The following is a 25066-nucleotide window of genomic DNA, read 5'->3' as shown; positions in this document are numbered from 1 at the left end:
TATGTGTATATTATATTAAACACACAGTATTAAGGTCGATAAATGAGCAAAACCTGGGGCATATTGATGCTAAGCGTAGTTAGCGCACCATCGCTTGCCGAAACTGAACTGGCACACAACCTTTGTGGCATTTCAATGCAAACCAGAGCTTGGCAACCACTTGAAGGCCTTAACCTTGGTGAAGTTGATATTCAAGCTGATGATGTTGAGCTACTTGGCACTCAAAGCGCTGAATTTACCGGCAATGTTGATATTAACACCCTTAAGATGAGTTTGTCCGCACAAACTGCGTTGATAGACAAACAGCGTGGTTTATTAAATGCAACGGGGCCAATTACTTATCAAGATTACGTAAGTAAAGTAAACAGCACCGGATTAAATGCCGATTTAAATAATTCAGAAGTCAGTTTGTTAGGCGCCGACTACAGCCTAACCGAACAACAAGGTAAAGGCGGCGCTGAAAAGCTCACTGTTAATCAGTCTGGCCTATTACTCATGAATGCAAGCTTTACTACTTGCCCAAGTGACACCCCAGTATGGGAAATCGAAGCTGACGAAATAAACCTTTCACGCGAAGAAGGCTGGGGCGAAACATATAACGCCGTATTACGCATTCTCGATACACCGGTTTTATATCTACCTTATTTTACATTCCCGCTGGATGAGCGCCGTAAATCGGGTTTACTTACCCCGACTATTTCAAGCTCTGATAAATACGGTCTTGAAACAATTACGCCGTACTATTTAAATATTGCACCTAATTTTGATGCCACTATTACGCCTCGTTATATGTCTAACAAAGGGCTGCAATTACAAACCGAATTTAGATACCTAACAGAGCAACATGAAGGCTTAGTAGGGATTGAATATTTAGATAGTGATGATTCAGAGCCAGATTTGAATGAACGCTACATGTTTCATTGGCAACAGCAAAGCTACCTAGGTGAAAACTGGCGTGCAAACGTTGATGTAACCAATGTAAGCGATGATAACTACATCACCGATTTAAGCTCAAATTACGCAAGTAAAACCGATACTCAGTTATATCGTACTGGCTCACTTACTCATTTGGGTGATACATGGCGCACCGATATTAAAGTACAAAATTTTGAAGTACTGGGCGATCACTTAGAGTCATACACTGCAATACCGCAAGTTAATTTTACGCAAACTGCCCCTTGGCGTTTTGATAATTTTGACTTTAGTGTGTCTGGGGAGATTAGCCATTTTACTAATGATTCATCAGAAGTGGCCATAGACAGCGCAACTCGTGTACACGTAGAGCCAAAAGCCCGCTACAACTACGCAACGCATGCGTGGTCATTTTTATCTGAAGTGAGCTTATTGCAAACTAATTATAAGCAAAGCGGAAACTTAACAGGCACGCAATACAGCGATACCGTATCGCGTACTATTCCTAAAGTACGTTTGTATTCTCAGCTTAATTTTGAGCGTGACGCATCTTACTTTTTTGAAGATGCTATACAAACGCTAGAGCCGCAAATTCAATATTTATATACACCTAATAAAGACCAGTCAGACATTGGCTTGTTTGATACAACCAAGCTACAAGACGATTATTATGGTTTATTTAGAGACGTGCGCTTTTCAGGTGTTGACCGCATAGCAGCAGCGAATCAGTTTACTTTAGGTGCTACAACGCGCCTATTTGATAAAAAACAAGAAGAAGTATTTAATTTTAGTGCCGGCCAAATATTTTATTTAAGTGACGATGCCAAGCCAACAGAGCAAGGCTTGAACTCAGACACTAATTATAATGCACTATTTGCAGCTCAAACCATGTTACATTGGCACCGCCGTTGGTACCTCGCTGGAGGTATTCAATACGATACAGATGGCAAGCAAATGGTACAGTCAAATGTAACACTTGATTATAAAGGTGATAATAATCAGCTAGTACAATTGAACCATCGCTATGCAAATGATGTCTCAGGAAATACAATTGAGCAAGCAGGTGTATTTACAAGTATTCCTATTAGCGACGAATGGCAATTTATTGCAAGCTATCATCGAGATCTTGAAAACAACAGAAGTATCGAAGTATTGAGCGGATTACAGTATGAATCATGCTGTTGGGCTATCCAAATTACTGGGCACCGCCAAATTGAAACAGATTTAAATCAATCAATAGGCCAAGAACAAGCAACTTTTGATTCAGGTATTAGTTTGAATTTTGTATTAAAAGGACTTGGCAGTAAAAGCCGTTATGATGCACAAAAATTATTACAACAAGGTATTTTTGGCTATCGTAGACCGTATTTTCTTAGTAACTAGGGCCTGTTTATCTTTCGAGGTTGAATTTGCAGCCGTATGTTTGGTTTTTAGGCAAGGCAGAGCCTATGTTGTGTGGTTGTTCCACATAAATAGGCGATAACGCAGCATAAATGCCAAACATGCGCTGCCCTAGGGTTCGTCCTGGGGATTAACTCTTTAGGTGTAGGTAAGAGGCGTGAGCAGGACGCAGAAGCTTTGCTCGGTTTTACTTATTCCACTGGGTTACAAACCTCGTGCCGCGATTAAATCGCCTCTAGGTTGAACAAATTTTAATCCTGAGAGGTCAACAGACCCTGGTATCACAACAGTACTATCAGCAAGAGTAGTAAAAAGAATATGAATTTAAAAAAATTATTAACATCAGCAGTTTTAAGTGCCAGCCTTTGTCAAAGTGCAATGGCCGCACCAGTAGAAATAGATAAAGTTATTGGCGTTGTAAACCAAGGCGTAATTTTAAAAAGCGAAGTAGACACCATTATTAATCGTGTTAAAAAGCAAGCCGAAGAACAAAACCAGCAATTACCAAAAGATGAAACTCTTCGTGTACAAGCTGTTGAGCGTTTAGTTAATCAAGCCCTTATGATACAAATGGCTGAACGTATGGGATTACAAATCTCAGACAGCCAACTCGATCAAACTCTTGCAAGCATGGCACAAGAGCAAGGCGGAACAATTGCCGATTTACGCCGTACTATTGAAGGTTCGGGTGAAAGCTTTCAAGCTTACCGTGAAGAAATTCGTAAAGAAATAACAACGCAGCAAGTAACACGTGCAAGTGTCGATCGCCGTATTTATATTAGCGAGCAAGAAGTTGATAACCTTTTAAAAATTATGGAAACCCAAGGTCAAAGTGCTGAAGAGTACGACATAGGTCATATTTTAATAGATATCCCTAACGATGCGAACGCTGACGAAATTGCTGGCGCAAAAACACGCGCAGATAAAGTTATTGAGCTATTAAACGATGGCCAAGAATTTAAGCGTATTGCTATTTCATCATCAAGCGGCTCTAAAGCACTTGAAGGTGGACAGCTTGGTTACATGGGCATTAACGAAATGCCATCGCTTTTTGCTGAAGCAGTAAAAGGCCAAAAGAAAGGCGCTATTGTTGGCCCTCTTCGCTCTGGTGCCGGTTTTCATATCATTAAAGTACAAGATGTTCGTGGCCTACAAGTTGTAGAAACAACTGAAGTGCGTTCACGCCATATACTAATTAAACCTTCGATTATTTTAAGTGAAGAAAAAGCACGCTCTATGCTTGCTGGCTTTGCAAAAGATTTACGCGCAGGAACTGCCGACTTTGGCAAGTTAGCTAAAGAATACTCAGAAGATCCAGGCTCTGCACTTAAAGGTGGCGAATACGATTGGACTGATCCAACAACTTACGTACCTGCGTTTAAAGATACTCTGCTTTCTCTTAAGCAAGACGAAATAAGCGAACCGTTTAGAACACAGTTTGGTTGGCATATTGTGCAGTTACTTGGTAAACGTGTAGCTGATAAAACTGAGCTAGCTAAACGTAACCGTGCTCACGGTATGTTGTTTAACCGTAAATTTAAGGAAGAAAGTTTTAACTGGCAGCAAGAAATGCGCGAGCAAGCTCACGTTGAAATTTTCACAGCAGACCAATAAATATGACTCTAAGAATTGCTATTACACCGGGTGAACCAGCCGGTATTGGCCCAGATTTGCTACTCACGCTTGCTCAGCAAGCGTGGGACGCTCAACTTATAGCGATTGCCGATGGCAAACTATTAAAAGAGCGCGCAAAACATTTAGGCTTAACAATAAACTTAATTGAATTTGATGATAATGCCCCAGCCATCGCAGCACCTGCTGGCAGCTTGTATATTCATCAGGTTGATTTAGGGGTTGATGTAGAACTTGGCGTACTAAACGACGGTAACGGACAATACGTGTTAGATACCTTGCGTATAGCAAGCGAAAAAAACATGGATGGCACCTTCGATGCAGTTGTTACAGGCCCGGTTCACAAAGGCATAATTAACAAAGCAGGTATTTCGTTTAGTGGGCACACTGAGTACTTTGCGCAGCAATCAAATACTGCTGATGTAGTTATGATGCTTGCAACAGAGGGCTTACGCGTTGCACTTGTAACCACGCATATTCCACTAGCGTATGTATCGCGTGCAATTACACCTGAGCGTTTAACTAAAGTAGCGGGTATTTTAAATCACGACTTACAAACTAAGTTTGGTATAGAAAAACCACGTATTTTAGTGTGTGGCTTAAATCCGCATGCCGGTGAAGATGGTCATTTAGGTCGTGAAGAAATAGAAACAATCACGCCAACGCTTGAGATACTTAGAAGCGAAGGTATGAATTTAATTGGCCCACTACCGGCCGATACCTTATTTCAAGATAAATACCTATCTGAAGCAGATGCAGTGCTTGCTATGTATCACGATCAGGGATTACCTGTGCTAAAATACAAGGGATTTGGTAAATCGGTAAATATTACCCTTGGCTTACCATTTATCCGCACATCAGTTGACCACGGTACTGCACTCGATTTAGCAGGGACTGGTACAGCTGACGTTGGCAGTTTTGAATTAGCGATCCGCGAAGCAATTAAGCTCGCCCAAGAAAAAGCACAAAATCAATGACCGATAAAGTACATTTAGGACACCGCGCTCGTAAGCGTTTTGGGCAAAACTTTTTATTTGATGAATCTATCATCGACAAAATAGTCTCTGCGATCGATCCTAAACCAGAAGACAACCTAGTAGAAATTGGCCCCGGCCTTGGCGCAATCACTGAGCCAGTAGCCGAATTAAGCGGCCATTTAACGGTTGTTGAATTAGATAAAGATTTAGCGCAGCGATTAATTGAACACCCATTTTTGGGTCCTAAATTAACCGTTAACCAAGGCGATGCAATGACGTTTGACTTTGCAAGCTTGGTTCGCGATGACAAAAAATTAAAAGTGTTTGGTAATCTACCTTACAATATTTCGACACCGTTATTGTTTCATCTTTTTGAATTTTCAGATCATATTGAGCACATGCACTTTATGCTTCAAAAAGAAGTAGTAAAACGCATGGTAGCAGGCCCAGGTAGTAAAACATTTGGCCGTTTAAGCGTAATGACTCAATACTACTGTAATGCAATGCCGGTTGTTGAAGTACCACCTGAGTGCTTTAAACCAGCGCCAAAAGTTGACTCTGCGGTTATTCGTTTAATACCTAAAAAGCCAGAGCAACGTACAGCAAAAAGCGTTAAAATATTAAACACAGTGTGTTTAGAAGCCTTTAATCAACGCCGTAAAACACTGCGTAACAGTTTAGGTAATTTACTAACTGCAGAAGAGCTTACTAGCATTGGCATTGATATAACGCTGCGTGCTGAGCGCTTATCTTTACAACAATTTATTGATATAGCTAACTGGATTTATGACAACAAGCAGTAATATTGGATCGCCTGTAAAGGTGTCTGTAGAAACATTTTACGTAGAAGGTCAATCTCAACCTGAGCTTGAAAAATACGTATTTGCTTACTCAGTAACGATTAAAAACCATAGTTTATGTAGTGCAAAATTACTGAGCCGCTATTGGTTAATTACCGATGCAAATGGCAAAGAAGTAGTAGTAGAAGGTGAAGGCGTTGTTGGCGAAATGCCAGACATTGGCCCAGGCGAAAGCTATAAATACACCAGCGGTGCAATTTTAGATACACCTGTAGGCACTATGCAAGGCCATTACACGTTACGCAACGAATTTGGCTCTGAGTTTCAGGCGCCTATTAATGTGTTTCGTTTGGCTTGTCCTAACATTTTGCATTAAGCACTTAGATGGCAGATTATGCGATAGGTGATTTACAAGGGTGTTTTAGTGAATTTAACACCCTTTTGCAACGAGTTGATTTTAACCCAAGCAAAGATCACCTTTATTTAGTTGGCGACATAGTTGCCCGCGGGCCAGACTCCCTAGCCTGCTTAGACTATATTTACCAAAATCAAAATAGCATGACCATCACTTTAGGCAATCACGACCTTCACATGGTTGCCTGCTACTTTCTTAACAAACCTACCAATCCAAAAGATAAACTAAACCCAATATTTGAAAGCCCAAAATTAGCGCGTTACATCGCCTTTTTACAAACCCAACCATTGGCCTTAGAGCTTATAAAACATAACTGCTTTATATCTCACGCAGGATTAAACCCAGATTGGTCTATTGAAGACGCGCTAAAACAAGCGCAATTTGCACAAAGCTGTTATCAATCAAACAATGCCAAAGCATTTTTTGAACACATGTATCAGTCTCACCCGGAGCAGTGGTCAAGCAATCTTGAAGACTTTGCAAAATTTAGATACATAGTTAACTATTTTACCCGCATGCGCTTTTTAACAAGTGATAACAAACTCGAGCTTAATGCAAAGGGTGCAATAACCGATAGCCAAACATTAACACCCTGGTTTAACCATCCTAATATTACTAAAACTAAACACGATATTATTTTTGGCCACTGGGCGGCGCTTGAAGGTAAAACAGATAATCCACGGGTTCACGCCTTAGATACAGGCTGTGTATGGGGTAACACCATGACCCTAATGGAGCTAAGTACTAAAAAAGTAATTATCGAAAAATCCCACCTTTCGTCTAAATAAACTGAAAAAAAACAGTACATCTGTTAGATTTATCAATTAATAGTTAAAATTAGTTAAAGTAATTGATTTTAATTACTTAACTTATTGGTACAAACGCCGATAAGTCTTAATTGAAGTACTTTTGAGTGGAAATCTTATGAACCTGACAGTAAGCCAACGTATTTGGGGTGGTTTTATATTTATCACACTATTATTATTAATAATTGGTGGTAACTCCTTAATAAAAATTGCAAATATTGACCGTTCTACTCAAAAAGTGAACCAACTATCACTTCCGGCACTAAATAAAAGCTCAGAACTACAAGCCGAATTTATTTTAATGAGTAAAGCCGCTCAAGCGAGCTTTTACACTACTTCTGCAAATGAACTAGCCCCCATTAAAAAGCAAGTTTTTGAGCAAAAGCAGTTATTCAATACCCTTCATCGCGAACTTCAAGACGTAGTTAAAAATGATGCAACGCTTAATCAAAGTAGCCAAAATGTAGAAAAAACCTACTTAAGCTTTTTAAGCACAGTTGAAAGCTTGTTAGAAGATAAAAGCAAACAGCTAGCATTAAACAAAACATTAAAAGCACAATTAGAAAATATAGAGCTAAGTGCAGAAGATGCCAATTCTGTTGTACTCGATATTATTGACATTGATGGGTTTGAGCAAAACCACCCTCGTGCTTATCAAGCTGCAAACAATTTAGAAAATAACTTTATGTCAGTGGTAAGTAACAGCACTGATATGCTAACTGTTAAAACGCTTAATACACTCGATATTGTTAAAAACGAGCAAACCTATTACCTAGAAGAAGTAACGCGTACCATTGCCTTAATTAAACCGGCTATTGAGCAAACTCACAGCGATTTATACTCAAGCTTAAAAGAAAATGTTGATACTTTAGAAAACAATATAAAAGGTAGTAGTGGTTTAGCTGCAAACAAAAAACGATTAATTGACTCTATTACGCTAACAGAGTCAGAGCTTGCACAGTCAGAGCAAGCCACCAAAATGGCACTTAACCAAATTGATGAGTTAGTTAATCAAGCAAGTGACGTTGCCTTTAAATTACAGCAAGGCGTACGCAGCGACGTAGACTCAGCAAACTTATGGACGTGGGTTGGTATGATTATAGCCACCCTTTTAGCTGTAGCGATTGCTATTATTACTGTTAGCCGCATTACTAAACCACTTGCTGAAGTTAACCGAATTTTAGATATTGTTGCCAGTGGCGACATGACACAACGCTTAGACGACAGCGCTAAAGACGAATTTGGCGAACTATCTAAAAGTTGTAACACCCTAATTGATAACTTACGCAGCCTAATTAAAGGCATTATTTCGCGCTCTACTCAGCTAGCTGCAGCATCAGAACAAACATCTGCAATTACAGCCGAATCAAGCCAAGCAATTCGTAATCAACAAGCACAAGTTGAACAAGCCGCAACTGCAACAACCGAAATGAGCAGTACATCGCAAACGGTTAGCAACAGCGCTCAACAAGCACTTAGCGAAATTAAAAATGCTGACAAAGAAGCTGAGCGCGTTAAAGGTATTTCGAATAACAATAAAGCCACGATTGAGCAATTAGCACGTGAAGTAGACGACGCCTCACAAGTAATTAATAAACTACATCAAGATAGCGCATCAATTGGCAGCATTTTAGATGTAATACGCGGCATAGCGGACCAAACCAACCTACTTGCACTAAATGCCGCAATTGAAGCTGCACGTGCTGGTGAATATGGCCGAGGCTTTGCCGTTGTAGCAGACGAAGTTCGCTCTCTGGCGAGTAAAACTCAAGAGTCGACCCAAGAAATACAATCAATGATTGAGTCTCTTCAAACAGGCGCTGAAGCTGCAGTAACAGCAATGAGCAAAGGTAAGCAACGTGCGGTATCGTGTGTTGAGCAAACCGACCTAGCAAGTAGCGCACTTGATTCAATTACATTCGCTGTATCGCAAGCTCACGATGTAAGTGAAGAAATTTCGACTGCCGCACTTGAGCAACAACAAGTAGCACAAGAAATTAGCGAACGTCTTGAGTCGATTGTAGCCATAGCAGAGCAAACAGCCGAAGGCGCAAACCAAACTAATATCTCAAGTTCAGAAGTAGCAAAACTAGCCGAAGAGCTTCGCTTATCGGTAGACGAATTTAAAGTTTAGGTTTACTAAAACGATTAAAAACCCCGATGATACTATGTACCATCGGGGTTTTTATTTATCAGGACTTTAAAAATGAGATGTAAAACTTTACCTACAGCATATACCAACCTATCGATGCGAATTTACTTCGCGCTCATCTAACTTAACTTTACCAAAAGCGAGGTATAAAACCTCACCTACAATACACACACCCTATCGATGCGAATTTACTTCGCGCTCATCTAACTTAACTTTACCAAAGCGAGGTGTAAAACCTCACCTACAACATACACACACCCTGTAGGTGCGAATTTACTTCGCGCTCATGTGATTTAACTTTACCAAAAGCGAGGTATAAAACCTCACCTACAATATATGCACCCTGTAGGTGCGAATTTACTTCGCGCTCATCTAACCTAACGTTACCAAAGCGAGGTAATAAAACCTCACCTACAATATATGCACCCTGTAGGTGCGAATTTACTTCGCGCTCATCTAACTTAACTTTATAAAAAGCGAGGTGTAAAACCTCACCTACAATATATGCACCCTGTAGGTGCGAATTTACTTCGCGCTCTCTTATTTTAAAAACCTCTGCTACCTTTAAACAAAAGTACTGAAGGCCTGAAAAATGTATCGTTCAGATTTATTGCGAAAAGGCAGAGTATCATTAACAAATCGATTTTACTCAATCACACTAGTGGCGCACAAAAGAGAAAACATATTTATTTCTATGGATATTAATCGTTTGATAATCACAGAAATGAAAAAGATAGAAACGCAAGAAGCAGCTAAAACAATAGCATTTGTAATTATGTCAAATCATATACATTGGCTAATTCAATTAGGAAATAAAAAAACGCTGTCCGATGTAATTAAGTTATTTAAAGGCCGTTGTTCTAAAGTAACCCGTGACGATTTAGGTATGTATAAATTATGGCAACGTAACTACTATGATCACATGATTAAAAATGAAAACGATTTACTGAACAATGCTAGATATATTATTGCTAATCCTTTGCGGGCTAAAATTGTCGATAAAATTGCTTCATACCCTTACTGGGATTGTATTTATATAAAATAAAAAGCGAGGTATAAAACCTCACCTACAATATACACACCATGTAGGTGCGAATTTACTTCGCGCTCATCTAACTTAACTTTACCAAAGCGAGGTATAAAACCTCACCTACGATATATGTACCCTGTAGGTGCGAATTTACTTCGCGCTCATCTAACTTAACTTTACCAAAGCGAGGTATAAAACCTCACCTATAATATATGCTTCCTGTAGGTGCGAATTTACTTCGCGCTCATCTAACTTAACTTTACCAAAAGCGAGGTATAAAACCTCACCTACAACATATGCTTCCTGTAGGTGCGAATTTACTTCGCGCTCATCTAACTTAACTTTATCAAAAGCGAGGTATAAAACCTCACCTACGATATATGTACCCTGTAGGTGCGAATTTACTTCGCGCTTATGTAATTTAACTTTACCAAAGTCAGATATAAAAACTCCCTACAACTTACACACACCAATTACTAACCACTAATATATCGCTTTTTTCTTCCTTACTTAGGCGTTTATTGCTAACCTCGCGTTAACGTTTTTACTTAAACAAATTTTTGCTAACGGAATAATTATGCTCAAAAAAATATCACTGTTTATCGGGATGGCAATCAGTGCAAATGCTGTTGCTAAAGGTGGCGTATCACCTTATTTACCTTTAAATCAAGCCCCTGAACTTGAGCACCAAGTACAACGACTTTTAGCCGTAAGTAAAAACACACATATTATGAGCAAGCCTTATAAAGCGCACGATATTTATAGAGTGCTGCAAACAGTAAGGCATACTTACCCAGAACTATATCAAACACTTTCGTACCAACTTAGCCCTTATATTCAAAGCGATGCAGGCACATTTGCCAAAGTAACACTTGCTGCTGGCACAAAAGATAAAACACTGCCTAACCAACGCGGCCAAACTACTAAAACCAACTTAATTGTTGAAGGTGGTGCTTACGCTAACTTTGGGCGTTACTTTGGTGTAAGTGTTGCAGGCATAGCCAACGAAGACGAAATATTACCTACACAAAGCTTTTTTTACCTTGGTAATAAATACGCGCAGCTAGATGTAGGTTACCGAGAGCATTGGTACTCACCCTTTAACGACAGCGCCATGCTATTAAGCACACAAGCTAAAACAACGCCTTCTATAACGCTTAGTAATGTAGAGCCAATAACCAGCTTTAATATTCGTTACGATATGTTTATTAGTAAAATGACAGAGCAAAGCGGAATTTTGAATGAAGAAGAGCAAAACGCTGCCAAACGTACGTATGGAAAAGGTAAACCTTACCTATACGGTTTGCATGTCAGCTTTGCTGCAACCGATAACTTAACAATAGGTTTAAGCCGCTTAATGCAATTTGGCGGAGGCCCGCGAAGCGTAACGTTAAAAGATTTTGCTGAAGGTTTTTTTACACCGGGAGAAAAAGATAATGTAGGTGGCAAAGATGCCAACGAAATAGGTGGTAACTACGAGCTAGGGGATCAGCTAGGCTCTATAACATTCGCATACAACAATAGTATTTACGCACTGCCTTATAAGTTATACGGTGAAGTAGCACTTGAAGACACGCTAGGTGGCTCTCGCAACAATGCATATAGCTTTGGCCTTTACTTACCTTTTATTGCTAATGACCACAGCTTACGTTTTGAGCATAATAACTTACAAAAAAGTTGGTACGCCAACCGAATTTACCTAGATGGTAACCGCAACTCAGGCAATGTAATTGGCCATTGGCTAGGTGATGAACACGACTACACCGATTATACTCCTGCTAAATCGATGAGCATAAACTGGCATTGGCAATTAAGTAAAATAGAAAGTTTAAATACGACAATTCGCACACTTGAAAATAAACGCAGTGGCTATAAAACAAGTTATGAACTGCAAACAACGTACACACGCAAGTTGAGTAAACCAATAATGGGCGCTGAAAGTTGGGGAGCTGAGCTATACCAAGGAAAGGATGTATACGGGGAAACATTTGCCAGGTTAGGTGTATTTGCAAAATTCTAACACCCTGTAGGTGCGAATTCACTTCGCGCTTATCTAATTTCACTTTACCAAAAGCGAGGTATAAAACCTCACCTACAACATACACACCCCCTGTAGGTGCGAATTTATTTCGCGCTCATCTAACTTAACGTTACCAAAAGCGAAGTATAAAACCTCACCTACAACATACGTACCCTGTAGGTGCGAATTTATTTCGCGCTTATCTAACTTAACTTCACCAAAAGCGAGGTGTAAAACCTCACCTACAACATACACACACCCTATCGATGCGAATTTATTTCGCGCTCACCTAACTTAACTTCACAAAAAGCGAGGTATAAAACCTCACCTACAATACACACACCCTATCGATGCGAATTTACTTCGCGCTCATCTAACTTAACTTTACCAAAGCGAGGTATAAAACCTCACCTACAATACACACACCCTGTAGGTGAGAATTTATTTCGTGTTTATACTAGCCTAGCTTTACCAAAAGCGCGGTGTAAAACCTCACCTACAATATATGCCACCCTGTAGGTGCGAACTCACTTCGCGCTTATCTAACTTAACTTTACCAAAAGCGACGTATAAAACCTCACCTAGGGGATATTAATTAACTATGTTATTAATTTTTACCATTAACAAAGGTATTTATATACTGAGTAAAATCTTTACCTAGCTTTTCATCGCGCATTGAGTATTCAACAATTGCTTTTAAATAACCTAACTTATCGCCACAATCGTGCGAAGCACCACTCATATGAAAAGCCTCAACCGTTTCTTGTGTCATTAACGCATCAATAGCATCGGTTAATTGAATTTCGTCACCAGCGCCTACAGGCGTTTTAGCAAGTAATGGCCAAATATTTTTACTAAGTACATAACGACCAACAACCGCAAGGTTTGAAGGAGCTAAATCGGTAGCAGGCTTTTCAACCATTGTTTTAATTGCTGCGCTCATACCTGGGGCAAGCTGCACACCATTAATATCGGCAATACCGTATTTACTTACATCTTCCTGCGCTACAGGCTCAAGCATAATCTGGCTTGCTTGTGTTTCATTAAAACGCTTAATCATCGCAGCTAAGTTTTCAGTTTTTTGATCAGCTGTATATGCATCAAGTATTACATCTGGAAGTAACACTACAAAATCGTTATTACCTACAATGGGTTTGGCGCATAAAATTGCATGACCCAAACCTTTAGCTTCACCTTGGCGTACACTCATAACGGTTACATCTGGCGGGCAAATTGATCGGACTTCATCAAGCAGCGCACGTTTTACTCTTTTTTCAAGTGTGGCTTCTAGCTCGTAGCTTGTATCAAAGTGATTTTCAATTGCATTTTTAGAGCTATGCGTTACTAAAACAATATCTTTAATACCAGCAGCAACACATTCACTAACAATATATTGAATAAGTGGCTTGTCTACAATTGGCAGCATTTCTTTAGGAATAGCTTTGGTCATCGGCAACATACGAGTACCAAGGCCTGCAACAGGAATAACGGCTTTCATGGGTAGTCCTTTATTTGTAAATTAATAATTTTTAAAGTTAATAGGTTAAAAATAGGTGGATGGTAAATAAAAAGTAACTTTCAGTAAAATTTAGCTCACCAATGGTTTAGTGTGTTTAGGTTAACCAATCTAAACATATTAAAAAACACTGCCTCAAATAGAAAACAGTGTTTTTAAATAACTCACTAATTGTAACTTTTATTTATAAAAGTCTTTATACCACTTAATAAGCTCACTAACGCCTTGCTTAACCCCAACCTGCGCTTTATAGCCTGTTGCATTAAATAAATCTGTAGTATCAGCATAAGTTTTATAAACATCGCCGGCTTGCATTTCACGGAAGTTCTTTTTAGCTTCAGTACCTAGTTCAGCTTCAATGGCTTCAATAAACTTCATTAGGTTTATTGGGCTACCGTGGCCAATATTATAAACCGCATACGGCGCAGAGCTAGAAGCTGGCGAACCAGTTTCAACTCTCCAATCTGGATTTGCAACAGGTATTACATCGGCAGCACGAACAACACCTTCTACTATGTCATCTATGTAAGTAAAGTCACGCCACATATCGCCATTGTTGTTTATATCAATAGTGTCGCCGGCAAGTATTTTTTTAGTAAAAATATACGGTGCCATATCTGGGCGACCCCATGGGCCATATACAGTAAAAAAGCGTAAGCCTGTTGTAGGTAAGCTATATAAATGAGAATAGCTATGCGCCATTAGCTCATTCGCTTTTTTAGTAGCAGCATAAAACGACACGGGGTGATCAACACTGTCGGTTGTTTCAAACGGGGTTTTTTCGTTTAAGCCATATACAGAGCTAGATGAAGCATAAACCAAGTGCTTAACTTTATTATTACGACACCCTTCAAGCACATTTAAATGCCCTACTAAATTAGAATCGGCATAAGCATCAGGGTTTTCTATTGAATACCTAACACCGGCTTGCGCTGCCAAATGTATTACTTTATCAAACTGCTGTGCTTTAAATAGCTCGCTCATTGCAGGGCGTTCACTTATATCAAGCTTAATAAATGTAAACGCTTCATGGTTTTCAAACTGCGCTAAACGAGCTAGTTTTAAATTAACGTCGTAATAGTCATTAAGGTTATCAATACCGACTACTACATGGCCAGCTGCTAACAATTTTTGACATGTTGCCGCGCCAATAAAACCAGCAGCACCCGTTACTAAATATTTCATAATTTCCTAATCTTTAAGCTGATAAAGTTGAAGGTTAAAAGTTGAAAGTTGAAAGTTGAAAGTTGAAAGTTGAAAGTTGAAAGTTGAAAGTTGAAAGTTGAAAGTTGAAAGTTGAAAGTTGAAAGTTGAAAGTTGAAAGTTGAAAGTTGAAAGTTGAAAGTTGAAAGTTGAAAGTTGAAAGTTGAAAGTTGAAAGTTGAAAGTTGAAAGTTGAAAGTTGAAAGTTGAAAGTTGAAAGTTGAAAGTTGAAAGTTGAAAGTTGAAAGTTGAAAGTTGAAAGTTGAAAGTTGAAAGTTGAAAGTTGAAAGTTGAAAGTTGAAAGTTGAAAGTTGAAAGTTGAAAGTTGAAAGTTGAAAGTTGAAAGTTGAAAGTTGAAAGTTGAAAGTTGAAAGTTGAAAGTTGAAAGTTGAAAGTTGAAAGTTGAAAGTTGAAAGTTGAAAGTTGAAAGTTGAAAGTTGAAAGTTGAAAGTTGAAAGTTGAAAGTTGAAAGTTGAAAGTTGAAAGTTGAAAGTTGAAAGTTGAAAGTTGAAAGTTGAAAGTTGAAAGTTGAAAGTTGAAAGTTGAAGACTAAAAGCCTAATCCCAAGTTTCAATAGTTTTCATTAAGGCAGATATCATTTTTGATAACTGCCTAGACTCTTCTATCCAGATTTCTGCTGTTTTTGTATCAACCTCTCCAATTTTTAAGGCAATATATATTTGTGAGCGAAGCTCACCACAACTACCTTTAGAGTAAGAGAGAAGACGGCAGTAATCTTTAGCTGTCTTTCTCTCATAACGTTATTCGATGAATCCCTTCATCTCACCTCTACGAGGCCGCACAAGTGCGTTCAAAATTTGCTCCTGCTATTTTGTCAGCAATATTTGATGAAATTGATAATGCAGAGCGTGTAATTTGATCTTTTAAACCAAATTGCTTACTTGCCTTAAAATAAATAAAAACTTCACAAGCTAAATCGGCAGAGCGTTGCCATACATTTAAGTTCTCAAACTGCACAACGCCCCCTAATATAAATCTGCTTAAGTTTTTAACTTATAACTTAGTCTTTAATCTTTAATCTTTAATCTTTAGCCTTTGTTTATTAATCGCTACCAAACAAGTCGCGAGTATAAACTTTGTCAGCAATATCGCTAAGCTCTTCAACCATACGGTTAGACACAACAACGTCAGATATTTGCTTAAACTCGTTTAAGTCTTTAATTACACGTGAATGATAAAACTCATTTTCTTCAAGTACTGGTTCGTAAACTACTACCTCAATACCTTTCGCTTTAATGCGCTTCATAATGCCTTGGATGGCAGAGGCTCTAAAGTTATCAGACCCAGTTTTCATTACTAAACGATACACACCAACCACTTTAGGGCTACGCTTAATTATTGAGTCGGCGATAAAATCTTTACGTGTTGTATTAGCATCAACAATTGCACCAATAATGTTGTTTGGTACATTTGCATAGTTTGCACGTAGCTGCTTTGTATCTTTTGGTAAGCAGTAACCACCGTAACCAAACGATGGATTGTTGTAATGGCTACCTATGCGAGGGTCTAAGCTAACACCCTGTATAATTTGTTTAGAGTTTAAGCCATGAGCTTCAGCGTAGCTATCAAGCTCATTAAAATAAGCGACACGCATTGCTAAGTAAGTATTCGAGAACAACTTAATAGCTTCGGCTTCAGTTGAGTCAGTAAAAAGTACTTCAATATCTTCTTTTATAGCGCCTTGCTTAAGTAAGTTGGCAAACACACTTGCTCGTTCACTTTGCTCACCTACTACAATACGTGATGGGTATAGGTTATCGTGTAGTGCTTTACCTTCACGTAAAAATTCTGGCGAAAATATTAAGTTATTAATGCCGAGTTTTTCTTTTATCCCTTGCGTAAAGCCAACAGGTATAGTCGATTTAATAACCATAACTGCATTTGGGTTATGTGCTATAGCATCTTTAATTACAGCCTCTACAGAGTTTGTATTAAAGTAATTGTTTTCAACATCGTAATCGGTTGGTGTAGCAATAATTACAAAGTCTGCATTTTTATAGGCTGCTACTTTGTCGGTAGTTGCTGTAAAATTTAAGTCACTACGTGTTAAAAACTCACTAATTTCGGTATCAACTATTGGTGATTTTTTATCATTTAAAAGTGCTATTTTTTGTTCGTCTATATCTAATGCAACCACTTCATTGTGTTGTGCTAGCAACATAGCATTAGAAAGGCCTACATAGCCTGTACCTACTACGGCAATTTTCATATTAATCCTTTAAGATTAGTTAATAAGTAATAAAATAATTCTATCAGAGTTATAAATTAGGCTCTAGCTAAAAGGCTTTAGCTAAAATATAATATCGAATGATATTACTAAATATTTTTTTGAAAAATAAGAAAGAGATAAAAATATTTAAATATACACCAATCGATAGCCTCAGATTTACTGCGCGCTCATGCAATTTAACTTTATAAAAAGCTAGGTATAAAACCTCACCGACAATATACGTACACTTTAGAGGCTACATACTTCGCACTTGTACAGTTTATATTATTAACTGTTTATGTTAACTATATTATCTTTTGCGACATCTGCGTCTAACTTTTTAGCCTTAGCATTCCAAACTAAATCACATATACCATCAGTTGGGTTAAAGCCTGTTGGTGCATCTAGTAACAATTGACGTATTGATTCGTGATCAAAGTTATGACACGCAATATCTAAAGCCTCTATAAAAACATTAAGTTCAGCTAAAGGCAGCATAACTTCACTGGCTGTCATTATGCGTTCGTGTGTTGTTTCACCTACGTTATCACCAATTAATAGTTCTTCGTAAAGCTTTTCACCAGGGCGCAAGCCAGTGCACTTTATTTCAATGTCACCATGTGGATTAGTTTCGCTTTTAACTTCAAAACCAGAAAGTCGAACCATTTTTGTAGCAAGATCTTTAATTTTAACAGGGTCGCCCATATCAAGCACAAACACATCGCCGCCTTTACCCATAGCGCCAGCTTGTATTACTAGCTGAGCAGCTTCTGGAATTGTCATAAAAAAACGTGTTATATCAGGATGAGTGAGCGTTATTGGACCGCCCTCTTTTATTTGTCTGCGAAATAGCGGCACAACAGAGCCACTCGATCCCAATACATTACCAAAGCGTACCATACAAAAACGTGTTTTATGTTTAACACCTTGCTCTTGCGCTAAGCCCTGTAATACTAACTCGGCCATACGCTTAGTGGCGCCCATTACATTAGTAGGTCGCACTGCTTTGTCGGTAGATATAAGCACAAAATTTTCAACGCCTGCATTAACTGCGGCTTTAGCACAGTAATAAGTACCAAACACATTATTACGTACACCTTCAACAACGTTATGTTCAACTAAAGGCACATGTTTGTAGGCAGCAGCATGATAAACGGTTTGCACACCAAAGGTTTTCATTACTGTTTCAATGCGGTTAATGCGCTGCACTGACCCCATTATAGGCACCAATTCAATGTTAAGGTTATTATTAGTAATGTACTCACTAAGCTCCTTTTCTATTGAATATAAGCCAAATTCACTAAGCTCAAATAAAACTAGTTTTGTTGGTTTTTGTTTAACTATTTGTCTGCAAAGCTCTGAGCCAATAGAGCCGCCAGCCCCTGTTACCATAACCACTTTATTAGCAATGTTAGCAGTCATCAAATCCTTTCTAGGGGCTACGGGGTCTCTGCCTAATAAATCTTCAACGCCCACTTCTGTTATTTCAGCAAGCTTAGCTTTACCTTCAACAACATCAGCCATACCAGGGATAGAAAGCACTTTAATGGTGAGCGGCTCTAATTGAGCGAGTATTTCTTTACGGCGTGCGCGAGTTTCACTAGGTAAGGCTAATAAAACTTTACTCACTTTACGTTTATTTATTAGTTCATAAATATCTTTAAAACATACGACAGGTATACCTTGAATGATTGAGCCATGTTTAGTTACATCGTCATCAATAAATGCCCTAACAAAATATTCTGGCCCAGCACTTAAAGCTGTGGCTAGTTGTCGCCCAGCTGAACCTGCACCATAAATAATAACAGACTCTTTTTTACTCGTGGTCATTTTACCGATAATTGCGCGCACCAATACACGTGCACCGCCCACAGTTAACAAACATAACCACGCAAATATAAAAGGCATTGTGCGAGGTATATCAATACCTATAAAAAAGGCAAGTAACACTAAAATCACAGTTGTTATAACAGTACCAAGTACTATAGCCCATATAGCTTGCGAGTTCATATACCGGAGTACAGCTCGGTATAGCCCTAAACTTACAAACGTATATAAACTTACAGGCGTTAGTAATGCCAACAAAAGCCAGTTATCCAATTGCTTTAACGGCTCTAGGCTATCAAGCCTCACTATTAATGCTAACCAAAATGCCAGCATTATAAATAACGAGTCAATACATAATGTGATTAGGCGTTTTTTTGCACGAGATGCATTTAAAATAGTACGTATAAAACTTTCCACTGCAAGTTCCTTTGATTATCAAGGTAACGTTCTAGGTGTATAAAATAGAAATTACTAGGTTGGTGTTTTAAAGATATATTTAATATTAGTAACTAAAACATAGTTACTGAACCCTATCACCACTACCACTACCACTAACTGTCATGAGTATATATTTAAAATAGTTACCAATTGTGAGTGTATCAATCATTTCTTTGTCTGTTTTAGCTAGCAACTCTGGAGTTGACATGTCTATTTCGTTTACCTGTGCCAAGCCTGTAACACCTGGGCGTACATCAAATATATTATTAGCGTCGCGTGCTTGGGTTAACTCTTCTTGATTAAATAAACCCGGACGAGGTCCAACCAAGCTCATTTCACCTTTTAGCACATTCCAAAGTTGTGGAAGCTCATCTAACTTTGTTTTTCGCAAAAAACTACCAAAAGGCGTTATTGATGCAGTAGAAGCTAAGTGGCTTGCAACTGAAGCTGTATCAACCGCCATAGTTCTAAACTTAACAAGCGTAAATGGTTTTTTATTGCGGCCAACGCGCTCTTGCGTAAATATAGGTGAACCAGTGTCAAACAAACCAATAATATATAAAATCACTAAAAATGGTGAAGCAAAAAGCAAACCAAAAAGTGAAAACAAAAAGTCGAGTAAACGTATCATTTATAAATCCATTAATTATTTTATTGAAGACTTTTTAGCTGCAAGTTTAAAACCATGCTCAACAGAGTATGGTGGGGCCCAATCAAGTGTATTCTTCGTATGAGTAATATCTAATTGAAGAGAACCAGTCAACCTATCAATTACATCACCTTTATTAAGTAATTTACCGGCTAATTTAAAACACCAAACAGGGACTGGAAGAGCTAAGTTTTTTTTACCTTGTACCTTAGCCATCAGTGCAACCATTTCAGCGGTTGATAAGTCATGGTCATCGCTAGCTAAAAAAACTTGGTTCGCCGCTTTGGGGTGTTCAATGCATACTTTAATTAAATCAACTAGGTTATAAACTGACACTAAACTACGCTTATTATTTTTTATAGATCTAAAAGGGAGTGGCAAACCTTTATAAACAAATTTCATTAATGAATAAAAATTTGCTTTAACACCTTTACCATAAACTAGTGGTGGCCTGATTATCACTATCTCCATACCTGTTTCCTTACCCAGCTCTAATAACTGTTGCTCCGCTTCATATTTTGAGATCCCATAAGGATCTTCTGCGCTAGGGGTATCAAAAGCAGTAAACGGCTGCTTACCTGTAGTACTTTCACCATTTACTTTTATCGAGCTTACAAAGATAAAACGTTTAACGTTTGCCCGTGCTGATTCCCTAGCAAGGTTTAAAGTTCCTTCAGTGTTTACGACTCTAAATTCAGCTAACGGATCACTTGAACCATCGTTCATAACATGCACGCGTGCTGCTATATGTATAATAGTATCAACAAGATGTAAATCATCGACTAGATCTAAACTTTGAGTAGAATTTAAATCAAACAGCTTAAATTGGTTATAATTCGGTGATTTTTGACGCCCTAAGAGTAAGATATCTGAAATTTGTAGCTGCGCAAGTAAGACCTTGCCAACAAAGCCTGAATAACCAGTAACTCCGATCATCCTTATACCTCATTTTCAGTTAACATAAATCTATACTTATCTTTATGCTGCTCAAAGACACTTTGATTTGAGAACTTAGATTCAACAAGTTTTCGCCCGTTAAACCCATACTCATTAATTAAAGCATGATTTAACGCTAATTTTTTTAATGCTAATGAAATAGACTGCCGAGAATTTGGTTCAACAAGAAAACCATTCAAGCCATCTAAACAAATATCTTTACAGCCCCCAAGAGGAGTCGTAATAATAGGTCGTCCTACTGCACACGACTCAATCAAAATTCTAGGTACGCCTTCTCCATATGTCGTAGGCAAGCAAACCACATCAGATTCAGAAATAAGATTTTTGATATCGCTTCTTTTCCCTAGCCAATCAACAAACGGGTAGATCGCCATTTTATCAATTTCTTCTGCCGTGTAAGCAAAAGGCGAGTCAGAATCAAATATTCCGGCAATTTTCAAATGAACCTTCACACCTTGCTCATTCAACTCTTTAACAGAGTCAAACAAAAGAGTGAGCCCTTTATTTTTTAATAACCGGCTAGCAAAAAAAACATTTAAACCCTCAGAGTTTTCTCTATAACTAGGAGAAAATGAGAAAGACTCTAAATTAATTCCAGCGCCAAATACCCTTTCTAATCTGCTTGTTGGAATTACCTTTTTATCACAAAAAAGGCTTAAATCCTCATCATTTTCAAAAAATGCTATATTTTGTTGATTCGACGAAAACGCCCTTAATATACTAAAAATAATTTTTCTAGATAGTGTATATTTTAGCTTTTTTGATACGCCTAAAGTTCCTAAACCAGGATATGTAGATATTAGTGGTATTTTATTAAATCTACATAATATAGTTGAGTAAAGGTTAGGCTTTATTGTGACTGAATGAATTAAATCAGGCCTAACTAACATTATAATTTTCTTTAGTTTAATTAGTATTTTTAACTCATTAAAAATAGACATACTTGTTCTTTCAAGGGGTAAAGCATGTATTGAGAAACCTAATTGATTTAACCGTTCTAAAATCAAAGGATCATTAATAGGCATAGCAATATGTATTTCATACCCTTCATCTTTAAAATATAAGGCTCTCTCGACCCAGTGCAAATCAAAATACCAGTCAGCATTAATTACATATAAAAACTTTTTCAACTGTATCAACTCCAAAATGAACCCTTTCTGCTATACGCAGCTGAATTAGCACTCATTACCCTTAATAAACTGCGAGTAAAAGTTCGCTCGTTTTTTCTTTAGAGTAGAACTCAAATATTTAGAGGAAACAGATATGCTGTGTAGAGAGCTGTCTTTCATGAGCTCAGAATTATGGAGCAAGGCTTCTATATCTTTTCTTAACTTCAAGTGATCACCAGCACTATGAATATAACAGTCCATAGTTAGTTCAGAAAGCCCCCCTGCATCCGACGAAATTATAGGACAGGCCCTACTCATCGCTTCTATAGTAGCTCTTGGCAACCCCTCTTGAAAAGAAGGTTGAATATAAATATCAACGTCATCAAGCCAATCTAAAACATCACTTTTAACTGATTTGAAACCATCATACTTTAAAGTAACATCTGAATTGATAGCAAGTTCGGAAAATCTATCAGGATTACCACTTCCAAGAATATGAAAACTTACTCCTTTAATTTTGCGTAATGCCTTTATTGCAATATCAATCCCTTTAGAATCATTTTGCATAGTTCCAATTAAACCAACTTTAACAGCACCATTGTTAACTCGATTTATAAATCGGGTATGCCTAGAATTCAACTGCTCGGCTTCAACGACAGTGCTAATCTCTACATTTGAAGCATTCGCTTTAACGCCATCACATTTGTACCTTTCTTGTAATGCATGTTCCGTTACGTATAGAGCAGCATCACACTGGTTAACCCAGTACTGCATTCGCTTCCTTATTAAAGGTGCATATACCTTCGCAATTAACCCACCATGATAATTCAACCCATCATAAGGACATGCAACAACTTCACAGAGAACTTTCTTCTTTTGTTTTTTAGCTTCTTTAATCGCTTTAAATCCAATTTCACTAGGTAATCTAGCAACAATGATGTCTACATCACTTACTGCTTGCTTTACTTCGTTGCAATTAGAACCAAATGTTAAAGAAGAAATATTCGACAGATTCTTGGAAAAAACAAAACCAACATTATCTCTTTCAGCTATTGGTCCTAATTTTATGCTGTCTGAAAACCGGCCGCAAACAATAAGGCTTTTTGCTCCAGCATCAAAAAAACGATCCCAAACCTGTGCAGCCAGGGTTCCACTAGAATGGATTACACCATTACCTTTGGTAAATATATGATCATGAAAAAAACCGACCTTCATCTTTCAAGTACCCCTCTTAATTCAGAAGCTACAGATTTTTTATCCATTTCAATGGCTTCAAATGCATCAGCAAGCTTTTCCTTATAATCTAAATTATTCTTTATTAGATTATCGAAGATAGCTTGCAACGCACTATATTCTATATCATTAATATCGACTACATATTCATGTAAACCAATTTCTTTCATAATCCCATGAGTTTTATTACCACCATAGGCAATCGCAGCTGCAGGGATCCCTTGAACTTGTGAAAATATTACAGAGTGAAAACGCGTCCCGATTAAGTAATCTAACTTGTCGTATATAGTCATAATTTCTTTGTAATTTATATCCAAATCTATGATCGAGTACTCGCAATTATTGTCGAGACGAGATTCGACATCTTTAATAGCAATAAGATCTGTTTCATGGGCGCTCGGGCCCTGCACTTGAACAATAAAATGAAACATAGATTCATTTTTATTTTCATTACAAAATTTAGCTATAGATTTAATGTATTTCTCGTATTTTTCACCAGGATTATCAGATGAAGGAAACCTATATGGGCGAACTGTAATGCCTACATTACGTTTAGTCGTGCTGTATTTTTCAATACAGGCTTGGATTAACTTTTTATTATTCTCTTCAGGAAAACTTTCTTCGGCGTAATAGCCTAAGTCAAATGCATACTTTGCATTTTTTATCCCAATTTCATTGCAAAAATCAAGTGACACTCGCTCTCGAACGTACAATAAATCGCATTTATTTAGCACCCATTTAGTAAATAATCGATTTCCATATCCTGTGATCGGTCCAATTGAATTAGGTAAAACTATAATTTTTTTATTTAACCTTTTTCCAAGTAATAAATAGTATAAGCCAAACCATAAATAATAGAGATCACCAAGCTTTCCATATGTATGTAAAAAACCGCCCCCTTTAACTACGATAGAGTCTGCAGCCTTAAATACTTTAAAAGTTTTTTGATGCTCAACATTAGGAAATAAGAATTTAAATAGAAAATCAACAGGAAAAAATAAAATAGTCAAATGCCTAATAAAGTCAGCAATAGCTAATAGACCTGCTATGAAAAAACCAAATTTAGAGCTGTGCACTTTTGACTCTGATGATATACGCTTAGGATTCTCTACTATGTTTCTAAGTACTTTAAAGCCTGCGTCTTTAGTTTGCCTAGATTGTTTTTCCCGGTCTTCATCGTTATTTCCGTAGTCAACTATAGAAATGTCAGTATCTCCCTCTAAAGAGCTTTCCAATAAGTACGCAGCCTCCCAAACTAAAGCCTGATCTCCTCGATTAAGGTCTGTACAAGCCGGTACAATTACAACTTTATTTGTCATCGTGACATCCTAACGTTTTAGATTTTTTAATCTGTTAATAAAAATTCAACTTATCCTGGATAAGAGGTGTCGATGAGTATCAATTAGATATGACATGCGGTGTTACATAGCGTAACTAGGTCTTATATGAAGCCATGCTAAAATGATACCTCGATGGTATTAATCATAAAGAAAGAAAATATTTCAAAGGGTATATACTTTAATAAAAAATTTATTAACCGTACTTTATAACACTTAAAATTTATGCTTATGATAATTTATATCTTCAATAAAATATTGGAGACTCTTTATAACATTATTAGTTCCCCTTTGTATGACAGTAGTTCGTAATTAAGTGGGTTTTATTCTACGCAATATAGTTTCGCATCGAAGTGAATTTATAGAGCCCTCCGAAATACAAATTCAATTAAGTTAATACTACAAAATCAATATAACTACCTT

Annotated in this window: 19 protein-coding genes and 1 pseudogene; 9 read left to right on the top strand and 11 right to left on the bottom strand. The window is 37.7% G+C overall.

The genetic code is table 11. The features are described 5' to 3' along the window. The first annotated feature begins 42 nt into the window (after positions 1 to 42). The 9 genes from lptD (at position 43) to GQR38_RS11185 (ending at position 12145) form a co-directional block, all read left to right on the top strand. Positions 43 to 2295 carry an LPS assembly protein LptD gene (gene lptD, locus GQR38_RS11225; protein WP_024589798.1) on the top strand — a complete coding sequence of 751 codons (2253 nt, stop codon included), beginning with the start codon at positions 43 to 45 and terminating at the stop codon, positions 2293 to 2295. Between the two features lie 336 nt (positions 2296 to 2631). Continuing rightward, positions 2632 to 3927 (top strand): peptidylprolyl isomerase SurA, encoded by a 1296-nt coding sequence (surA, locus tag GQR38_RS11220; protein ID WP_007585086.1) that lies wholly within the window; start codon positions 2632 to 2634, stop codon positions 3925 to 3927. Positions 3928 to 3929: 2 nt separating this feature from the next. Beyond that, complete coding sequence (gene pdxA / locus GQR38_RS11215) at positions 3930 to 4922, top strand: 4-hydroxythreonine-4-phosphate dehydrogenase PdxA (RefSeq protein ID WP_165721167.1); 993 nt, start codon at positions 3930 to 3932, stop codon at positions 4920 to 4922. Then, positions 4919 to 5725 (top strand): 16S rRNA (adenine(1518)-N(6)/adenine(1519)-N(6))-dimethyltransferase RsmA, encoded by an 807-nt coding sequence (gene rsmA, locus GQR38_RS11210; RefSeq protein WP_007585090.1) that lies wholly within the window; start codon positions 4919 to 4921, stop codon positions 5723 to 5725. Before pdxA ends, rsmA begins: the two co-directional genes overlap by 4 nt. Further along, on the top strand, positions 5709 to 6098 hold the full coding sequence (gene apaG / locus GQR38_RS11205) for a Co2+/Mg2+ efflux protein ApaG (RefSeq protein ID WP_007585091.1): 390 nt from the start codon (positions 5709 to 5711) through the stop codon (positions 6096 to 6098). The genes rsmA and apaG overlap by 17 nt, the downstream gene beginning before the upstream one ends. 8 nt (positions 6099 to 6106) lie before the next feature. Beyond that, positions 6107 to 6925, top strand: coding sequence for a symmetrical bis(5'-nucleosyl)-tetraphosphatase (locus GQR38_RS11200; protein WP_165721168.1), 819 nt, complete (start codon positions 6107 to 6109; stop codon positions 6923 to 6925). Between the two features lie 136 nt (positions 6926 to 7061). Beyond that, the gene (locus GQR38_RS11195; protein ID WP_165721169.1) at positions 7062 to 9077 is read left to right on the top strand and encodes a methyl-accepting chemotaxis protein; all 2016 of its coding nucleotides are present in this window, start codon (positions 7062 to 7064) and stop codon (positions 9075 to 9077) included. Positions 9078 to 9687: 610 nt separating this feature from the next. Then, the gene (locus GQR38_RS11190; protein ID WP_165721170.1) at positions 9688 to 10140 is read left to right on the top strand and encodes a transposase; all 453 of its coding nucleotides are present in this window, start codon (positions 9688 to 9690) and stop codon (positions 10138 to 10140) included. A gap of 562 nt (positions 10141 to 10702) precedes the next feature. Next, the gene (locus GQR38_RS11185; protein ID WP_165721171.1) at positions 10703 to 12145 is read left to right on the top strand and encodes a capsule assembly Wzi family protein; all 1443 of its coding nucleotides are present in this window, start codon (positions 10703 to 10705) and stop codon (positions 12143 to 12145) included. Between the two features lie 607 nt (positions 12146 to 12752). Here the strand turns inward: GQR38_RS11185 and galU are convergent. From galU to GQR38_RS11135, 11 genes and pseudogenes are all read right to left on the bottom strand, one after another. Continuing rightward, complete coding sequence (gene galU / locus GQR38_RS11180; RefSeq protein WP_165721172.1) at positions 12753 to 13643, bottom strand: UTP--glucose-1-phosphate uridylyltransferase GalU; 891 nt, start codon at positions 13641 to 13643, stop codon at positions 12753 to 12755. 198 nt (positions 13644 to 13841) lie between these two features. Then, on the bottom strand, positions 13842 to 14846 hold the full coding sequence (locus tag GQR38_RS11175; protein ID WP_165721173.1) for an NAD-dependent epimerase: 1005 nt from the start codon (positions 14844 to 14846) through the stop codon (positions 13842 to 13844). A 574-nt stretch (positions 14847 to 15420) separates the two neighbouring features. Continuing rightward, a pseudogene (locus tag GQR38_RS20670) lies at positions 15421 to 15561 on the bottom strand (four helix bundle protein); the annotation flags it as partial. A 91-nt stretch (positions 15562 to 15652) separates the two neighbouring features. Next, on the bottom strand, positions 15653 to 15841 hold the full coding sequence (locus tag GQR38_RS20705) for a four helix bundle protein (protein ID WP_310735804.1): 189 nt from the start codon (positions 15839 to 15841) through the stop codon (positions 15653 to 15655). An 85-nt stretch (positions 15842 to 15926) separates the two neighbouring features. Further along, complete coding sequence (locus GQR38_RS11165) at positions 15927 to 17093, bottom strand: nucleotide sugar dehydrogenase (RefSeq protein ID WP_165721174.1); 1167 nt, start codon at positions 17091 to 17093, stop codon at positions 15927 to 15929. A 288-nt stretch (positions 17094 to 17381) separates the two neighbouring features. After that, entirely contained in the window at positions 17382 to 19337 is a 1956-nt protein-coding gene (locus GQR38_RS11160) for a nucleoside-diphosphate sugar epimerase/dehydratase (protein ID WP_165721175.1), read from the bottom strand. A 103-nt stretch (positions 19338 to 19440) separates the two neighbouring features. Further along, positions 19441 to 19989, bottom strand: coding sequence for a sugar transferase (locus GQR38_RS11155; RefSeq protein WP_165721176.1), 549 nt, complete (start codon positions 19987 to 19989; stop codon positions 19441 to 19443). A gap of 15 nt (positions 19990 to 20004) precedes the next feature. Beyond that, positions 20005 to 20943 (bottom strand): SDR family oxidoreductase, encoded by a 939-nt coding sequence (locus tag GQR38_RS11150; RefSeq protein WP_165721177.1) that lies wholly within the window; start codon positions 20941 to 20943, stop codon positions 20005 to 20007. 2 nt (positions 20944 to 20945) lie between these two features. Beyond that, positions 20946 to 22094, bottom strand: coding sequence for a glycosyltransferase family 4 protein (locus tag GQR38_RS11145; protein WP_165721178.1), 1149 nt, complete (start codon positions 22092 to 22094; stop codon positions 20946 to 20948). A 45-nt stretch (positions 22095 to 22139) separates the two neighbouring features. Continuing rightward, complete coding sequence (locus GQR38_RS11140; protein WP_165721179.1) at positions 22140 to 23288, bottom strand: glycosyltransferase; 1149 nt, start codon at positions 23286 to 23288, stop codon at positions 22140 to 22142. Beyond that, entirely contained in the window at positions 23285 to 24625 is a 1341-nt protein-coding gene (locus GQR38_RS11135) for a polysaccharide pyruvyl transferase family protein (RefSeq protein WP_165721180.1), read from the bottom strand. The genes GQR38_RS11140 and GQR38_RS11135 overlap by 4 nt, the downstream gene beginning before the upstream one ends. Between the last annotated feature and the right edge of the window lie 441 nt (positions 24626 to 25066).

Origin of the sequence: Pseudoalteromonas sp. c7(2019) (assembly GCF_011378625.1) — a bacterium.
In the GTDB taxonomy this organism is placed as follows: Bacteria; Pseudomonadota; Gammaproteobacteria; order Enterobacterales; family Alteromonadaceae; genus Pseudoalteromonas; species Pseudoalteromonas arctica.
The sequence above is the reverse complement of the archived record's forward strand: the minus strand, read 5'-3'. Positions and strand labels throughout refer to the sequence as shown.